Genomic DNA, 16,117 nt, shown 5'->3' on the forward strand with positions numbered 1-16,117 from the left:
CGCCCCCGGCCCTCACGCGCCGCAGCGCAACAAAGCGGCCCCGACCCCTGTCGCCGCGGCGTACCCATCAGTACATTGACGCCATGTCTAATACGCCGCAGCCCGCTCCGGTCGCGGAGGAGCGCATCGAGCTCAAGGCCCGCGCCGTCTCGTTCGCCTGGGACGACACGCCCCTGCACTGGATACCCGGCGACCCGTTCACCGGCCACACCATCAACGTGCTGCACCTGCTGCTCCCGGCCGGTGAGCGCTGGTTCGTGCACGTCTACAAGCAGGTCCTGCCGTACATCACGGACGACCGGCTGCGCGAGGACGTCATCGGGTTCATCGGCCAGGAGGCGATGCACTCCGCCGCGCACGACGACGTACTCCCCCACCTCAAGAAGCTCGGCCTGGACCCGACGCCCTACACCGCTCAGGTGGACTGGCTGTTCGAGAAGCTGCTCGGGGACCGCACGCTGCCGCCGGGCCGGGCACGGAAGTGGTGGCTGATGGAGCGGGTCGCCACGATCGCGGCGATCGAGCACTACACCGCCTTCCTCGGCAACTGGATCCTCAACGCCCGAACCCTGGACGAACGCGGCGCCGATCCGATGATGCTGGACCTGCTGCGCTGGCACGGCGCCGAGGAGGTCGAGCACCGCTCGGTCGCCTTCGAGCTGTTCCAGCACGTCGACGGCGGCTACCGGCGCCGGGTGCGGACCTGGGCGACCGCGTTCGCCGCGCTCGCCTTCCTGTGGCAGCGCGGCGCCCGCTTCTTCATGGACCACGACCCGACGCCGGGCACGGGCCGGGCGAGCCTCGGCCGGTTCTACCGCGCGGGCAGGAGCGGGATGCTGCCGTCCACGCCCGCGATGCTGAAGTCCATACCGCGCTATCTGAGCCGCGCCTACCACCCCTCGCAGGAGGGCAGTACGGCGCAGGCCCTGGCGTACCTCGCCGCGTCCCCCGGCGCCAACGGAGGCGGCTGACATGCGCCGTGCCACCACCCTCGCCCTGGCCACCGGGGCCGCGCTGCTCACCCGGCGCGCCCTGCGCCGCCGCATAGGCGCCTCCCCGCTGTGGCCGCTGCCCGCCCTTGAGCACCCCATATCGGGGCACGGCGCCCGGCGCTCCACCGTCGCCCTGAGGCTGACGGTCACCGAGCGGACCGAGCCCGCCGAAGGCGTCGTACGGCTGCGCCTCGAAGCGCTCGACGGGGCCGATCTGCCCGCCTGGGAGCCCGGCGCCCACCTCGACCTGGTGCTGCCCTCCGGTCTCGTACGGCAGTACTCCCTCTGCGGCGACCCCGCCGACCGCACCTCCTACACCATCGCCACCCGGCTCATCGCGGACGGCAGGGGCGGCTCGCGCGAGGTGCACGAACAGCTTCAGGAGGCGGTCGAGCTCTCCGTGCGCGGGCCCCGCAACCGCTTCCCGCTGGTGGCCTCCCCCTCGTACGTGTTCGTCGCCGGCGGCATCGGGATCACGCCCGTCCTGCCCATGATCAGGGCAGTTGAGGCCGCAGGCGTGCCGTGGCGGCTGCTGTACGGGGGACGGTCGCGGGCGGCCATGCCCTTCCTCGACGAGATCGAGGGGTTCGGCGCGCGGGTCAGTGTCGTCGCGGAGGACGAGTCCGGGCTGCCCGACCTCGCCGCCTTCCTCGCCGCCTGCCCCGCCGACGCGGCCGTCTACTGCTGCGGACCCGAACCGTTGATGGACGCGGTCGCCGCGGTGCTCGGTCCGGGGCGGCTCCCGCACCTGGAGCGGTTCGCGCCCGGCGCGGCCTCGACGGGCGCCGGGTTCGAGGTCGAACTGCGCCGCTCGGGCCGCACGCTGGCCGTCCCGGCCGACCGGACGCTGCTGTCGGTGCTGCGCGCCGAGGTGCCCGGCATCTCCTACTCCTGCGAGCAGGGCTTCTGCGGAACGTGCCAACAGCGCGTCATCGAAGGCGAGATGGACCACCGCGACGAGCTCCTGACGGACGCGGAGCGCGAGGATTCCCTGCTGGTCTGCGTATCGAGGTCGCGCGGCGGGAGGCTGGTGCTCGACCTATAGGTACTCTGTTCGCATGACGACCGGGGTACGGCGCAGGATGGGCGTCGAGGAGCGCAGGCAGCAGTTGATCCAGGTCGCCCTCGACCTGTTCAGCCACCGCTCGCCCGACGATGTGTCCATCGACGAGATAGCGGCGGCCGCGGGGATCTCGCGGCCGCTCGTGTATCACTACTTCCCCGGCAAGCAGAGCCTGTACGAGGCGGCGCTGCGCCGGGCGGCGGACGAGCTCGCGGACCGCTTCATGGAGCCCCACGAGGGGCCGCTGGGGGCCCGGTTGCTGCGGGTGATGGGCCGTTTCTTCGACTTCGTCGAGGAGCACGGGCCCGGTTTCTCCGCCCTGATGCGGGGCGGCCCGGCCGTCGGCTCGTCCACCGCGAACGCCATGATCGACGAGGTGCGCGACGCCGCCCGGCTCCAGATCCTGGCCCACCTGGGTGTCCAACAGCCGTCCGCACGGCTCGAGTTGGTCGTGCGGTCGTGGGTCTCGCTCGCCGAGTCGACGGCGCTGATCTGGCTGGACGGGCGGCGCATTCCGCGTGGCGAGCTGGAGTTGCAGCTGGTGCACGACTTCGCGGCGCTGGCGGCGGTGAGCGCCGCCTATGACGAGGAGATGGCGGCGATCATGCTGCGGATGCTGGCTGCGGAGCCGGCGGACGGCCCGTTCGCCGAGCTGGTGACGCGGCTGACCGCCCTGCTCCCCGGCGCCGCGCCGCCCGTCCTCACGCGCCAGGCCGGCTGAGTTCGCCGGTGCGGGCCGGCACGGACCCTGCCGGGGGCGCGAGGAACCGCGCGCTCAGCCACACACGGCCCGCAGCCGAGGCCCCTGGGGCGCCGCCCCGGAGGTCCCGGCCCGGCTTTCACCCCCGGAGGGTTTCGGGAAGGGGCGGGGCGGGGTGACTCCCGGGGCCGGAGCGAAGCCCCAGCGCGGCTCGGGTGGTGGGGGGGTTGGCTCAAGGGGCCGGGAGTGGCTTCTCCATCAGGGTTACCGCGTACGGGCTGCCCCCACCGTCCGTCTTGGAGCCCTGCTCGCCGACCACCACATACCCCGCACCCTCGTAGTAGCGGACCAGGGCCGCGTTGTCCGAGCGGCAGTCCAGCCGGCACAGCGCCCGTCCGGCCTCGGCCACGCGCCGCTCCGCGTGGGCGAGCAGGGCGCGCCCGGTGCCGCGCGGCGCGGTGGCGCGGTCCACCATCAGACGGTGCACATAACCGGCCACCGGCGGCTGCTCGCCCCAGGCCGGCTCATCGCGCCACCACAGTTCGCAGGCGCCGACAACGGCGGAGCCGGCGCGGGCGAGCCACACCTCGCCCTCCCGCATCCGCAGCCGGAAGTGCGCGGCGTCCTTGCCACCGGGCTGCCACTGGTCGATGCCCCGCTCCCGCATCCAGCGCGCGGCGCCGTCGTACAGCGCGGTGAGCGCGGGCAGATCGGATTCGTCGGCGAGGGCGAGGGCGAGCGCTGGTCCGGACGTCATGGGACGATCATGCCGCAGCGGGCCGGGGCGCCTCACCTCGGGCGGCGGCCGGGCTCAACCTCCGTGCCCGCGGGGTCCCTTGAGGGCGAGGGACAGGGCGTCGTCCAGGCCGGTGGCGACCCCCCGGCCGAAGGCGGAGTCGTACGCCCCGTCGCCCAGCGCCGCGCGGGCCCGGCGCTCGCCCTGGCGGCGTACGGCCCGCAGTTCGGGCGCGCCCATCTGTGCCTTGCCCACGGTGCGCCAGCACTCCTGGCCCACGCCGAGCAGCAGCGCGCCGTCCTCGCTCTCACCTTGGGCGGCGACGGCGCAGGCCAGCAGGTCGAGGCCCATCGCGATGCCGAAGCGGTCGTGCAGGAGGCGTTTGCCGGCGAGCATGGCGCGGGCGTGGGCGGCGGCCTCGGCGGGCCGGCCGAGCGCGAGCGCGCCGGCGGCCAGCATGTAGTCGGCGTACGCGCGCATCCAGCGTTCGTCCCGCGCCGCGCACTCGTCGCGCAGCCGGACGGCCTCGGCGGACGCCTCGGTGTGGCGCTCCAGGTTGGTGAGGGCGTAGATCCGGGCGAGCGCGCACAGGGCGCGGCCCGGCGAGAACCCGGTGTCCCGGGCGAGGGCGGCGTCGAGGATGTCCAGGGCCCGTTCCGGGTCGCCCGGCATCAGGACGCTGCCGCCGTACAAGTAGGCCGCCCGCAGGCGCTGTTCGGGGTCGCGGGCGGACCGGGACGCCTCTTCGCCCAGGCGTTGGGAGATGACGAAGTCGCCCTGGAGGAAGGCGCACATGCCGAGCGCCCAGACGGCGGCCGCGCGGTGGGGCCCCGGCCCCGGGCAGCCGTCGAGGGCGCGCTGGAGGTAGCCGCGGCCCTCGCGCACCCGGCCGCAGCAGAACCAGACGAACCAGAGGGAGCCCGCCATGTCGAGGGCGGCCTCGGGGTCGGTGGCCAGGAGGTGTTCGAGCGCGGTGCGCAGGTCGGCGTGTTCGGCTTCCAGGCGCCGGTGACCGTCGAGCTGGTCCGGGCCCATCCAGGCCGCTTCCGCCTCGCGGGCGACGCGCCGCAGGCGCCGGGCGTGCCGGTCGGCCGCCTCGTGGCTCTCGCCGAGTTCGTCGAGCCAGCGCAGTCCGTACTCGCGGATGGTGTCCAGCATGCGGTGGCTGAGGCGGCCCGAGGGTGCGAGGCGGGTGCGCACCACCGACTTGTCGACGAGGCCGGCAAGGACCTGCTCGACGGCGGACGCGGGCAGCGGGCCGCCCGCCGTGATCTCCTGGGCGGCGGCGAGGTCGAAGCCGCCGGCGAACACGGAGAGCCGGGCCCACAGCAGCCGCTCCAGGGGCTCACACAGCTCGTGGCTCCAGCCGATGGCGGTCCGCAGCGTCTGGTGGCGGGGCAGGGCGGCGACCCCGGTGTCGGCGAGCACGTCGAAGCGGGAACCTAGCCGGGTGGCGAGCTGTTCGACCGTCCACGTCTTGAGCCGGGCGCCCGCGAGTTCCAGGGCCAGCGGGATGCCGTCGAGGCGGTGGCAGACGTCGGCGGCGGCGGCCGCGCGGGCCGGGTCGTCGAAGCTGAGGTGGGGCACGGCCTCGCCGGCGCGCTCCTTGAACAGGGTCAGCGCCGCGCCCGCGACCGGCAGCGGCTCCAGCGGGAAGACGCGCTCCTGCGGCCTGCCCAGCGGCTGGCGGCTCGTGGCGAGCACGGTGAGTCCGGGGGAGGCCTGGAGCAGTTCGCCGATGAGGTGGCCGCACGCGCTGATCAGGTGCTCGCAGGTGTCGAGCACCAGGAGGGCGTGCTGGCCGGCGAGGCGGCCGCAGAGGGCTTCGCAGGCGGTGCGCAGGCTCTGGTCGGTGACGTCGAAGGCGTCGGCGACGGTGGCGGCCAGCAGGTCGCGGTCCCGCAGCGGCGACAGCTCCACCCACCAGACGCCGTCGGGGTAGCGCTGCTCGGTCCGCCGGGCGGCCCGCAGGGCGAGGCGGGACTTGCCGACGCCGCCGGGCCCGGTGACCGTGACCAGCCGGTGTCGTTCGAGGAGGCCGTCCAGGGTGGCCAGTTCGCCCGACCGCCCGATGAAACTCGTGCTCTCCGCAGGAAGATTCCCCACCACGGGCACAGTCTGGACCACAGTGCGGTCCCGGACGGAACCCGCGGCGGGGAACAACCGAAATCACTCGTCGAGCGACTTGGAATGATCGGTTCAGCGTTGCTTGAAGACCGCTACGGTGCGTGCGGGGACTGTGAAGCTCCCCGAACCCTGATCGTAAGTGGCCGACTTCACCACCGGGTCGGCCCCGGCCGCCTGGCGCGGATGCAGCGCGTAGGCGGTCCCGGCGAGGGCGGCGACGCGCTGCTCCTGGCTTGTGGGCGTGGCGTTGAAGACGACGACCAGCGGACCGAGCCGCATGGTGATCACGCCCGGCGTCTCGCCCGGCCCCGACAGCGGGAAGGAGAGCGCCGACTGGACCTGTCCGGCGGTGGCGAGACCGAACGCGCTCTCCTCGGCGTGGATCGCCAGGAGGTCCTGGTAGGCCGCCGATGTGCCCTCGATCCCCTCGCAGCCGGGGCTGAGCGTCGGGTTGGTCAACAGGGGCTTGGCGTAAGGCCACTTGGGCTGGTTCGCGGCGGCCATGGGCAGCCCGCGCCCGAACCCGTTGCCGGCCCGGCAGTCCCAGTGCAGGGCGTTGAACCAGTCGCCGCTGTTGTAGGAGTCGCGGTCGAGCGACTTGGAGCGCAGCAGGTCGCTTCCGGCCTGGGACAGCGCGGGCCCCTGCGAGAGCGCGGCGGTCGCGAGCGCGAGGACCTGTGCGCGGGCACGGTCGGCGGCCGGGGTCGCCGCGGGGAGTTTGTAGGCGAGGGCGTCGTAGAGCGTTTCGTTGTCGTGGGCGTCCACATAGGCGAGGGCGTCGCCGGGCGCGGCCGCGTAGCCGGCAGGGGCGCCGTTGTAGTCGACGTCGGAGCCCTTGACGGTGCGCCCGGAGCTGTCGGTGAAGGTGTACGCGGCGAGGTCCCCGCTCAGGCCCACCTTGATCAGGTCCTGGTAGTGCAGGAGGCGGGCCTTCTGCTCGGCCGGGGTGCCGTTGGCCGGGGAGGCGTTGGGGTCGGTGTAGAGGCCGGAGGCGAAGCCCTGCACGCCGGGGTCGGCGTCGAAGGGACTGCCGCCGCGCACCGCGTCGCGGGCCCGGTCGGAGAACGTGGCGATGCCGGTGCCCGCCATGTTCTTCTGGGTGGCCTGCACGAAGCGGGCGTCGTCGGCCACCTCGCCGAAGTTCCAGCCCTCGCCGTACAGGATGATCTTCTTTCCGTCCACGCCGTCCTTGGCGGGGGTCAGCGCGTCAAGGGCCTGGCGCACGGCGAGGATGTTGGCCTTGGGGTGGTGGCCCATGAGGTCGAAGCGGAAGCCGTCGACCTTGTACTGCTTGGCCCAGGTCACCACGGAGTCCACGACGAGCTTGCCCATCATGGCGTTCTCGGGCGCGGTGTCGGCGCAGCAGGTCGAGTCGGCGACGCTGCCGTCCTCCATCAGACGCTGGTAGTAGCCCGGCACGATTCGGTCGAGCACGGAGTTGTCGGCCTGTCCGCTCGCGGCGGTGTGGTTGTAGACCACGTCCATCACGGTCCGCAGGCCCGCCCCGTTGAGCCCCTGCACCATCTGCCGGAACTCCACCGTGCGGCGGGTCCCGTCGGGGTCGCTCGCGTAGGAGCCCTCGGGGACGGTGTAGTGCAGCGGGTCGTAGCCCCAGTTGTACGCGTCCTTGGCGGCCGCCTTCGCCACGCAGGCCTGCTGCGCGTCGGAGTCGGGTGCGTACACCAACAAGTCGCAGGCCGGGACGGCCTGTTCGGACTTCTTCTCGGGGATGCCCGCGATGTCGAAGGCCGGCAGCAGATGCACATAGGAGGTGCCCGCCTTCGCGAGCTGGGCCAGGTGTTTCATGCCGTCGGATGCGGTGTCGGTGAACGCAAGGTACTGGCCGGGGTGGCGGGAGGTGGGATCCGCGATGGAGAAGTCGCGGATCTGGAGCTCCTGGATGCGCGCGTCGCGCAGCGGCACGGCGGCCGGCTTCCTCAGCGTGGACCAGCCCTTGGGGGCCAGCAACGGATCGGCGAGGTCCACGACGAGACTGCGGGCGGAGTCGGTGGTCAGGGCGGTGGAGTAGGGGTCGGTGACCAGGTTGGTGACCTCGCGCCGGACACTGGGCGCCCACACCGTCACGGCGTAGCGGTAGGGCTTGCCCGACCAGGACGCGGGCCCGGTCACCGACCAGACGCCGGAGGCGTCGTCGCGGCGCATCGCGACCGTACGCCCGTCGAGTTCGAGGGAGACGGTCCGCGCGGTCGGCGCCCACAGGGAGAGCGTGGGGCGGCCGTGCGCGAAGACCGGGCCGAGTGACGCCTTGACGGCGGCGGCGCTGTACAGGTCGTCGAGGACGCCCTGGGTCTGGACGCCGGTGGCCGCCAGGAGCGCCCCGTCGGCGGCGCGCTGGGTGGCGATGAGCTGTCCGGTCAGGGCGGGCCGGACCCGGGAGCGGTCGCGGGCGTCGACGGTGAAGGCCGGGTAGTCCTTGAGCTGCGGGAACCTGGCTTTCTGCGCGTCGCTCAGGGTGGCCGGTGTCAGGCGCAGCCAGTGCCCCTCGTCGGAGAGCGCGCCGTCCTTGACGGTGATGCCGCCGCCGGGCGCGTACACCAGCTGCTCGCTGGTCGCGGCGCTCGCCTTGACCTTCCAGACCACGGTGTCCCGGTCGATCCACTGCGCGGCGGACTTGGTCAGGTCGAGTGAGACGCCCGAACTGGCCTGCGGCAGCAGGTACGTGGGCTGCCCCGCCAGCAGCCAGGCCTCGTTGCCGTAGGTGGCGAGGTCCAGGGACCGGTCGTCGGGCAGGTCCTTCTGGTCGCCCTTGTGCAGGATGTAGCTGAGCGTGGTGGCGCCCTTGGCGAGCGGCACCTCGAACGTCACGCCGTAGGCGTCACGGCCGGTCGGCATCAGGGGCCTGGCCCAGTCGGTGGGCGAGGCGGCGCCGGTCCAGGTGTGCAGCCCCCAGCCGTCGTAGTCGCCGTCGGTCCGGTGGTAGTGCAGCACCACCTTGGAGGTGTCCTGCGGCGGGCGGGCGCCGGTGGGCGCCCGGTCCGCCTGGCCGTCCTTGCCCTGGGCGATCCACACCTCCCCGGTGGCGGCGAGATCGACGGTGCGCGCGGGTCCGTCGGTGGCCTCGCCCTTGGCCACCGTGTACGTCAGCGACGAGGCGCCCTCGGGCACCTTGAGCCACGCGAAGGCGCCGTAGGCGTCGCGGCCGGTGAAGCCGGCGCCCTGGCCGTCGCTCTTGAGCTGCCAGCCGTCGTAGTCGCCGGCCGGGCGCTGGTAGTGCACGACGGCGTACTCGCGCGCCTGTGCCGTCGGCTTGCCGGGCGCGGGCGCCTGCCCCGCCGTCGTCGCGGCGCTCGCGCTCGCGGTCCGCCCCAGGCTGTCGACGGCAACCACCTTGTAGCGCACGGGAGTTGTGGCGGCCACGTCCAGGTACTGGGTGACCTTGTAGGGGGCGTGGTCGGCGGAGCCGAGGGTGCGCCAGGCGCCGTTGCCGCTCTGCGCGGCGAAGACGACCCGGTCCAGCTGTCCGCCGCTGACGTCGGCGGACACCTCGACGGTTCCGGTGGCCCCGGGAGCGGGGGCCTTCAGCGTGATCGAGGGTTTGACGGCCGGCGCGGGCAGCGGGGCGGCGGCCTTGAGGACCAGTGCGGACAGGGCGGGCACGGTCACCTCGACGGTGGCGTCGTGGCCGCTGCGTACGGCGCCCGAACCGCCGTAGAGCGTCGTGTAGGCGGCGTCGGCCGCGCCGACCGGGACGCTCACCTTCTTCGCCCCCGTCGCGTTGTTCACGGCCACCACGTACTCGGTGCGCGTCTTGGTGTCGGTGCGGGAGAAGGCGTAGACGGAGTCCTTGGCATAGCGCTCGCTCTGGACGCCGTCGCGCAGCGCCGGGTTGGCCTTCGTGAGGCGGGAGAGGTCCGCGATGGTGCGGTAGAGCGGGTGGGTGGGGTCGTAGGAGTCGGCGGCGTGGGTGCGGTCGGTGCCGAGCTCGTCGTCGGCCAGGTAGTCGGGGACGCGGGAGGCGAACATGGTCTGGCGGGCGTCCTTGTCGCCGCCGGCGCCCGTGAAGCCCTGCTCGTCGCCGTAGTAGACGACCGGGTTGCCCCGGCTGAGGAACATCAACTCCTGGGCCAGGCGGTCGCGTTGGAGCAGTTCCTCCTCGCTCGCCCCCGGATGGTCCTGCTTGAGGAAGGAGCCGATGCGCCCCATGTCGTGGTTGCCGAGGAAGGTGACCTGCTCGTAGGCGTTGGCCTTGTCGGTGGTGTAGCGGTAGTCGTCGGCGAAGAGCGAGGCGAGCTTGGTCGCCGGGGCGCCCTGGGAGGCGTACTGGCGGGCCGCGTCCTGGAAGGGGAAGTCCAGGGTCGCGTCCAGACGGCCCCGGGTGACGTAGGGCGAGGTGGCGGCGGGGTCGGTGGAGTAGGTCTCGCCGAACATGAAGAAGTCCGGCCGCCCCCGCTTCTTGGCGTACGCGTCGAGCGCGCTCGCCCACTGCGTCCAGAAGTCCAGGTCGACGTTCTTGACGGTGTCGATGCGGAAGCCGTCCACGTCGAAGTCGTGGACCCACTTCTCGTAGATCTTCTCCATGCCGGAGACGACCTCGGGCCGCTCGGTCCACAGGTCGTCGAGCCCGGAGAAGTCGCCGTACTCGGCGCTCTCGCCCGCGAAGGTGGAGTCGCCCCGGTTGTGGTACATCGTGGGGTCGTTCAGCCAGTCGGGGACCTTCTTCTCGTTCACGACGGGCGTGTAGGGGAAGGAGTTCGCGTCGACCTTCCGCATCCCCTCGCGGTCGTCGAAGGGGCGGCCGCTGGTGTCGAGGTAGGGGTAGGCGCCCTTGGGGCGGTAGCCGGACTGCCGCTCGGCGTAGGAGACGGTGTCGGCGGTGTGGTTGGTGATGACGTCGAAGAAGACCTTCATGCCCTTGGCATGGGCGGCGGCTATGAGCCGGGTGAGGTCGGCGTTGGTGCCGAAGTGCGGGTCGACCTGAGTGAAGTCGGTGATCCAGTAGCCGTGGTAGCCGGCCGAGGCGTCCTTGCCCGTGCCCTGGACGGGTTTGTTCTTGAAGATCGGGGCGAGCCAGATGGCGGTGGTGCCGAGGCCCTTGATGTAGTCGAGCTTCTGGGTGATGCCCTTGAGGTCGCCGCCCTGGTAGAAGCCCTTGTCGGTGGGGTCGTACCCCGTGTCGAGCCGCGAACCGGCAAGGCCGCCCCGGTCGTTGGTCCGGTCGCCGTTGGCGAACCGGTCGGGCAGCACGAAGTAGAACTGCTCGCGTGTCGCGTCGTGCCGGGCCGGCTCGGCCGCCAGCCGGGCGTCGCTGGGCGGCGCGGGCGGCTTCGGCGCGGCGGACGCGGGCAGCGCGGGAACGAGCGCCGCGCACAGGGCGGCCGCGAGCGCGACCGCCGTTCTTCGCAGGGGGATCACCGGGTGCTCCTCGGTCGGACGGGGTTCTCGGCACGGGGGAAGGACGGGGTCATCGGCACGGGACGGGGTTCTCGGCACGGGACGGGGCCATCGGCACGGGACGGGGTCATCGGCACGGGAGAGGGACAGGGGCGGGCCGCCCGGCGTCCGGCGGGACGGGAGGGGCGCCGGACGGCCCGGTTCTCGGGGCGCGGGTCAGGTGCGCCAGGTGTCGTTCAGCGTCACCTTCCCGTCGGCGGGCACGGTCGCGGTGCGGTTGGCGCCGCTCTCCCAGGTGACCTGGCCGCTCGCGTCCTCGCGGACGTACTTGTACGCGAACGACGTGCCGGCCGGCAGCGCGACGTCGAGCTTCCACACGGGGTAGCCCGCGGGGTCGAGCTTGAGGGCCGCGGCCGGATTCCAGTTGCCGAGCGCGCCCTGGTCGCCGGTGACGTAGATGTTCTGGCCGACGACGGTGGTGGCGTCGACGGCGAAGGAGGCACCGGACGCGGTGGCGGTGCCGGTGCTGCCGCTGCCCGTGCTCGAACCGCCGGCACAGGTGCGGGAGTTCACCTGGAGGGCGAGCGCGGTGTCGGGCGCCAGGGTGGCGGTGAAGCGCCCGCCGGAGTCGACCGTGACGCCCTTGCCGCTCTGCGCGTCGCAGTAGTCGCCCGCGGGCAGCGAGGTCTGGAAGGTGCGGGTCAGGGCGGCGGACTCGTGGTTGATGGCGACGTACGCCTTGGCGCCGCGGCCGAAGGCGATCTGGTTGGCGCCGTCGTCCCACCAGTTGGTGACGGCCTCGCCGCGCGCGGTGTTGTGGAAGCCCACCATGCTCTGGATCTGGGGCCACCGGTGCTGGCACTTCCAGCCGTCGGCGTGACAGGCCTTGACGGTACCGCCGTTGGGCGGGCCCGCGTCGTTGTCGGTGAACTCATACCCCGAGTGGACGTCGGGTGAGCCGTAGGGCCAGGCCAGCGTGAAGACCTGGGCGAGGGTGTAGTCGGCGCCGTCCTTGTAGCTGAGGGTGGAACCATTGCGTTCGGTGTCCCAGTTGTCGACGAACACGCCCGCCTGGGTGCTTGGCACATACCCCCAGGCCTCGCCGAAGTTCTTCAGCTCGGCCAGCTTCTCGCCGGTGAAGACCCGCTTGAGGTCGCGCCCGTACCGGAACTCCTGCACGTCGCCGTTGCCCAGGTACTCCGAGGGCTGGACGGCCTCGCCCGCGCCGTAGATCACTTCCTGCTTGAGGTAGACGTTCGGGTTGGAGAGCTGGGACTTGATGGCGCCGATGTCCTCGGCCGCGATGTGCTTGGCGGCATCGATGCGCAGCCCGTCCACGCCGAGCGAGAGCAGGTCGTTGAGGTACTGGGCGATCCTGGTGCGGACGTAGGGTTCGCCCGTGTCCAGGTCGGCGAGCCCGACCAGCTCGCAGTGCTGCACGTTCCAGCGGTCGGCGTAGTTGGTGACCGGGCTCGTGCAGTCGTCCATGTCGGCGGACTGGTATATGCCCGGGTAGTTGTACTTGGTGTACGTGGAGCCGCCGGTGCCGGTGCCGGAGCCCGCGGCCATGTGGTTGATGACGGCGTCGGCGACGACCTTCACGCCGGCCGCGTGACAGGTGTCGACCATGTGTTGGAAGGACGCGCGGTCCCCGAGACGCCCGGCGATCTTGTAGCTGACGGGCTGGTACGAGGTCCACCACTGGCTGCCCTGGATGTGCTCGGTGGCGGGTGACACCTCGACGTAGCCGTAACCGGCCGGGCCGAGTGTGGAGGCGCACTCCTGGGCGACCGAGTCGTAACGCCACTCGAAGAGTTCGGCGGTGACGTCCCGGTCACCGGGGGCCGACGCGGCGGCGGTGGGGGCGCCGGGCACGGCCAGGAAGGCCGAGGCAGCGGCCGTGATGAGGGCGAGGGCGGACGCGGTTCTGCGTTGCCTGCTGGGGGGTTGCATGGGGGCGGATCCTCCTGCGGCTCTGGGAGGTCTCTCAGTGGGGATCTTGCATGTTCTTGCTGCAAGGCTGAAAGGGCTTCTGAGCAGGTGACCGTAGGAGCCAAGGAACGCTCAGGTCAACGGTTTGGGCAGAATCCGAGGCCGGGAACTGCCCTTCTGCAAGGATTTGCGCGCCCCGCGAGGGCGCCCCGTACGCGCGCGGGAGCGGTGGCGCGGGCCGCGCCGCGCCCGGGTCCGCACCCGGGTCCGGTCAGGCGGGGGCGTAGCCACGGGCCCGGACGAACTCCCCGATGAGGCGGGTGAATTCCCGGGCGGCCGCGCTGACATAGCCGCTCTCGGCTCGTCGGCGAGCAGCCCCGCTCGATCCGGTCCTGGGACGACTCCCGTACGTCCAGGGTGAGTCCGGTGTGGCGGGTGTGCAGTTCGGCGATGAGCGGGCCGACGAGGTGGGCGGTGAAGGTCGGGGTCACCGCGAGGCGCAGGGTGCCCCGCGCGAGGGGCTGCCCGGGTGTCCCGCACCCGGGCAGCGCTCACCCTGGCCCGCGCACCCCGGCCCGCCCAGACTCGGCCGGGCAGACACCACCACCCATGGACCAGGGGAGCCACGCATGACAGGAACAGCGACGACGGCCGCGACGGGAACAGCGCCGGCGACGGCGGCGACAGCGGGCACCGACGGCGCGGCCAAGGTCGTCGTGATCACGGGCGCGAGCAGCGGGATCGGGGCGGCGACCGCCCGCCGGCTCGCCGCCGACGGGCACCGCCTGCTGCTAGGCGCGCGGCGCACCGGCCGACTCGCCGCCCTGACCGAGGAGTTGACCGCCCGGGGCGCCACCGCGGCCTTCCGGCGCCTGGACGTCACCGACGCCGCCGACGTCCGCGCCTTCATCGGCGCCGCCCGCGAGCGCTACGGGCGGGTGGACGTGCTCGTCAACAACGCCGGTGTGATGCCGCTGGCGCCACTGGACGCGCTCAGGACTGACGAGTGGGACCGGATGATCGACGTCAATGTGCGCGGGGTGCTGCACGGCATCGCCGCCGCCCTGCCCGCGATGCGCGCGCGGGGCGGCGGGCACATCGTCAACATCGCCTCCGTCGGGGCGTACGAGGTCTCGCCCACCGCCGCCGTCTACTGCGCCACCAAGTTCGCCGTGCGCGCGATCTCCGAGGGGCTGCGCCAGGAGTCGCCCGGGGACATCCGGGTCACGCTCGTCTCCCCCGGAGTGACCGAGTCCGAACTCGCCGACGGCATCGAGGACCCCGTCGCGCGGGAGGCGATGAAGGCCTACCGCGCGGTGGCGCTGCCCGCGTCGGCCATCGCGGACGCGATCGCGTACGCCGTCTCCCAGCCGGCCGGGGTGGACGTGAACGAGATCGTCGTACGTCCCGCCGCAAGCGCCCAGTGATCCCCGCGCGCCGGGCCCGGGGGCCGGCCTAGCTTGATCTTTAATCTGTGCGGCGGGGTTGTGGGGTGGCTGTTGTCTTCGTTTGTCGTTTGGGTGGCCGCGTTTTCGGGGTGTGTGCACGTCGTGGGGTCGGGTGGGTGTTCGTGCTGTCTGGTGGTCGTCCGGGGCCGGGTCGGGTGGGTTTCGGTGCCTGGGCCGGGCAGCGGGTGTGTGGGCGGATGTGGGGGAAGTCCCGGCGGACGCGGGCAGGGGCGAGTCGATGTGGTGGGCTTGGTTCTCCCAGGGGCGGAGTCGGCTGGCTGCGAGTGGCCGTGCGAGGCGGGGTTGGGCGTGGGCGGGGAGGATCAGCCAGGTCCAGCGGTCGGCTGCTTGGGGGGTTCGGATTTTCGGTGTGGTCCAGCCGAGGGTCTGCTTGAACAGACGGAAGGTGTGCTCGATGTCGAAGCGTCGCAGGCAGGTCTGCCAGAGGCAGTTGGTGTCTTGCGGAGTGGTGGCGTCGGTGCCTGACCGCCACAGCCAGGCGGGCTTCGGTGTTGCTCCGCCGGGCAGGTGGTTGATGTGCAGGCTGGGATGGAGCCGGTTCCACGAGTCCGGTCCGACACGACGCACTGGCAGCTCAGGTCGCCGAATTTTGAACAGACCGCGTCGGCCTGGCCGCGAAGCGGGAGCACGTCCTGATCACGATCGACGGCCTCCTGGCCAAGCTGCCCGTGGAGGACACCGCTGAACTGGCGCCGTACTCCAGGACTCCGGAAGGCCCCTCCCGCCGGGGTGTTCCCTCGCCTGGCCCAAGCGATATTCCCCCTAGAAACGGCCCTTCGTACTCCTCGCCATCCTGCTCGCCGTCGCCACGATCATCTGGGGGTGGTCCTGCTCCGGCGAGATGCTCCGGTCTCCGGCCCCATTCCGACAGCCGACAGCGTCATCCCCGCCGCCACCTCCCGCCTTCGCCTTCCACGCCCGCTCCCCCGTCGCCATCCAAGCCCATCGTCCTCTCCGCCACTCCCATCCCCGTCGTCCACAGCCACAGCGACGATCCCCGTGGCGGTGCGGGTGAGGTGGCACGGGACGCTCCCCCTGGACGACGGCAGCACCACCGGGTGGTCGCTGGACCCCCTTCCGCCGCAGCGCCCCCCTCCCGCCCCGCGGGAGACATCTCCCTGCCCCGTCTCCTCACCTGCGACGCCGGCCGCTACACCAGCCAGAGCATCGTGGTCTTCCACGAATCCGGGACCCCCAGCGCCAGGACTGCGTCGCTCTCCTGAACACGAACCTCGGATCCCGCAGCGCGGACTTTCCCGACGGCGTGACCGCCTGCTTCGGAACCCAGGCAGGACGCGTCGGATACCTCATCCCCCACACGGCCAGCCAGGGACAACTGCGGCTCGACACCACCGTGCGGGACCTGCCACCCGTCTGAAATAGCCATCGTGGGGTTCGAGTTGGGGTCGGCAGGGCGGCGCCGCCAGGGCAAGCCGAAGGGCGAACTGGTCGCTGGAGGATCCCGAGCGGCCGTAGACGTGGCAGAACAGGCGGTCCGGGCTGGTTGGTGCGTCGGGCCGCAGCCACGCGAAGACATCGACGGCCAGGACCATACCGGTCCGCGGCCTTGGGCTGCGGCAGCATGGCCAGCGCCTTGCGCTTGCGCCGCACCCACCGGACTGCGCCCTCAACTGACGGGCGGGCAGCTCTGATCTCGCCGTGTTCACCGCCTGGATGCGGGCCCGTATGCGAGAGCGCCGGGCGGCACGGCCAATGCCGGTAGGACGACCCACGCGCCGTCATCGA

Annotated in this window: 8 protein-coding genes and 3 pseudogenes; 4 read left to right on the forward strand and 7 right to left on the reverse strand. The window is 72.3% G+C overall.

All coding sequences use genetic code 11. The features are described from left to right. Positions 1-83 precede the first annotated feature (83 nt). From ABR738_RS11875 to ABR738_RS11885, 3 genes are read left to right on the forward strand one after another with little or no spacing between them, the layout of a single operon-like run. A complete protein-coding gene (locus ABR738_RS11875; protein WP_350229938.1) occupies positions 84-971 on the forward strand; it encodes a metal-dependent hydrolase in 888 nt (295 codons plus the stop codon). A gap of 1 nt (position 972) precedes the next feature. Then, the gene (locus ABR738_RS11880) at positions 973-2,037 is read left to right on the forward strand and encodes a PDR/VanB family oxidoreductase (protein ID WP_350229939.1); all 1,065 of its coding nucleotides are present in this window, start codon (positions 973-975) and stop codon (positions 2,035-2,037) included. Between the two features lie 13 nt (positions 2,038-2,050). Further along, the gene (locus ABR738_RS11885) at positions 2,051-2,776 is read left to right on the forward strand and encodes a TetR/AcrR family transcriptional regulator (RefSeq protein WP_350229940.1); all 726 of its coding nucleotides are present in this window, start codon (positions 2,051-2,053) and stop codon (positions 2,774-2,776) included. Between the two features lie 211 nt (positions 2,777-2,987). On the opposite strand, the gene ABR738_RS11890 is transcribed toward ABR738_RS11885, so the two are convergent. The 5 genes and pseudogenes from ABR738_RS11890 to ABR738_RS11910 all read right to left on the reverse strand — a co-directional run. Continuing rightward, positions 2,988-3,512, reverse strand: coding sequence for a GNAT family N-acetyltransferase (locus ABR738_RS11890; protein ID WP_350229941.1), 525 nt, complete (start codon positions 3,510-3,512; stop codon positions 2,988-2,990). A gap of 54 nt (positions 3,513-3,566) precedes the next feature. Then, positions 3,567-5,597 (reverse strand): ATP-binding protein, encoded by a 2,031-nt coding sequence (locus tag ABR738_RS11895; protein ID WP_350229942.1) that lies wholly within the window; start codon positions 5,595-5,597, stop codon positions 3,567-3,569. A gap of 93 nt (positions 5,598-5,690) precedes the next feature. Continuing rightward, positions 5,691-10,991 (reverse strand): pullulanase-type alpha-1,6-glucosidase, encoded by a 5,301-nt coding sequence (pulA, locus tag ABR738_RS11900; RefSeq protein WP_350229943.1) that lies wholly within the window; start codon positions 10,989-10,991, stop codon positions 5,691-5,693. A gap of 195 nt (positions 10,992-11,186) precedes the next feature. Next, on the reverse strand, positions 11,187-12,923 hold the full coding sequence (locus tag ABR738_RS11905) for a carbohydrate-binding module family 20 domain-containing protein (RefSeq protein ID WP_350229944.1): 1,737 nt from the start codon (positions 12,921-12,923) through the stop codon (positions 11,187-11,189). 359 nt (positions 12,924-13,282) lie between these two features. Then, positions 13,283-13,420 (reverse strand): annotated as a pseudogene (locus tag ABR738_RS11910) (LysR substrate-binding domain-containing protein); the annotation flags it as partial. Between the two features lie 111 nt (positions 13,421-13,531). Between ABR738_RS11910 and ABR738_RS11915 the strand changes: the two are divergent. Then, positions 13,532-14,329, forward strand: a complete 798-nt coding sequence (locus ABR738_RS11915) for an SDR family oxidoreductase (RefSeq protein ID WP_350229945.1) — start codon at positions 13,532-13,534, stop codon at positions 14,327-14,329. 40 nt (positions 14,330-14,369) lie between these two features. Here the strand turns inward: ABR738_RS11915 and ABR738_RS11920 are convergent. Beyond that, a pseudogene (locus ABR738_RS11920) lies at positions 14,370-14,917 on the reverse strand (NF041680 family putative transposase); the annotation flags it as partial. 896 nt (positions 14,918-15,813) lie between these two features. Next, a pseudogene (locus tag ABR738_RS11925) lies at positions 15,814-15,976 on the reverse strand (transposase); the annotation flags it as partial. Positions 15,977-16,117 lie beyond the last annotated feature (141 nt).

Origin of the sequence: Streptomyces sp. Edi4, from assembly GCF_040253615.1 — a bacterium.
Classification (GTDB): domain Bacteria; phylum Actinomycetota; class Actinomycetes; order Streptomycetales; family Streptomycetaceae; genus Streptomyces.

Coding starts and splice junctions, on each gene's coding strand:
- ABR738_RS11875 (WP_350229938.1), top strand. CDS start 84: ATGTCTAATACGCCGCAGCCCGCTCCGGTCGCGGAGGAGCGCATCGAG.
- ABR738_RS11880 (WP_350229939.1), top strand. CDS start 973: ATGCGCCGTGCCACCACCCTCGCCCTGGCCACCGGGGCCGCGCTGCTC.
- ABR738_RS11885 (WP_350229940.1), top strand. CDS start 2,051: ATGACGACCGGGGTACGGCGCAGGATGGGCGTCGAGGAGCGCAGGCAG.
- ABR738_RS11890 (WP_350229941.1), bottom strand. CDS start 3,512: ATGACGTCCGGACCAGCGCTCGCCCTCGCCCTCGCCGACGAATCCGAT.
- ABR738_RS11905 (WP_350229944.1), bottom strand. CDS start 12,923: ATGCAACCCCCCAGCAGGCAACGCAGAACCGCGTCCGCCCTCGCCCTC.
- ABR738_RS11915 (WP_350229945.1), top strand. CDS start 13,532: ATGACAGGAACAGCGACGACGGCCGCGACGGGAACAGCGCCGGCGACG.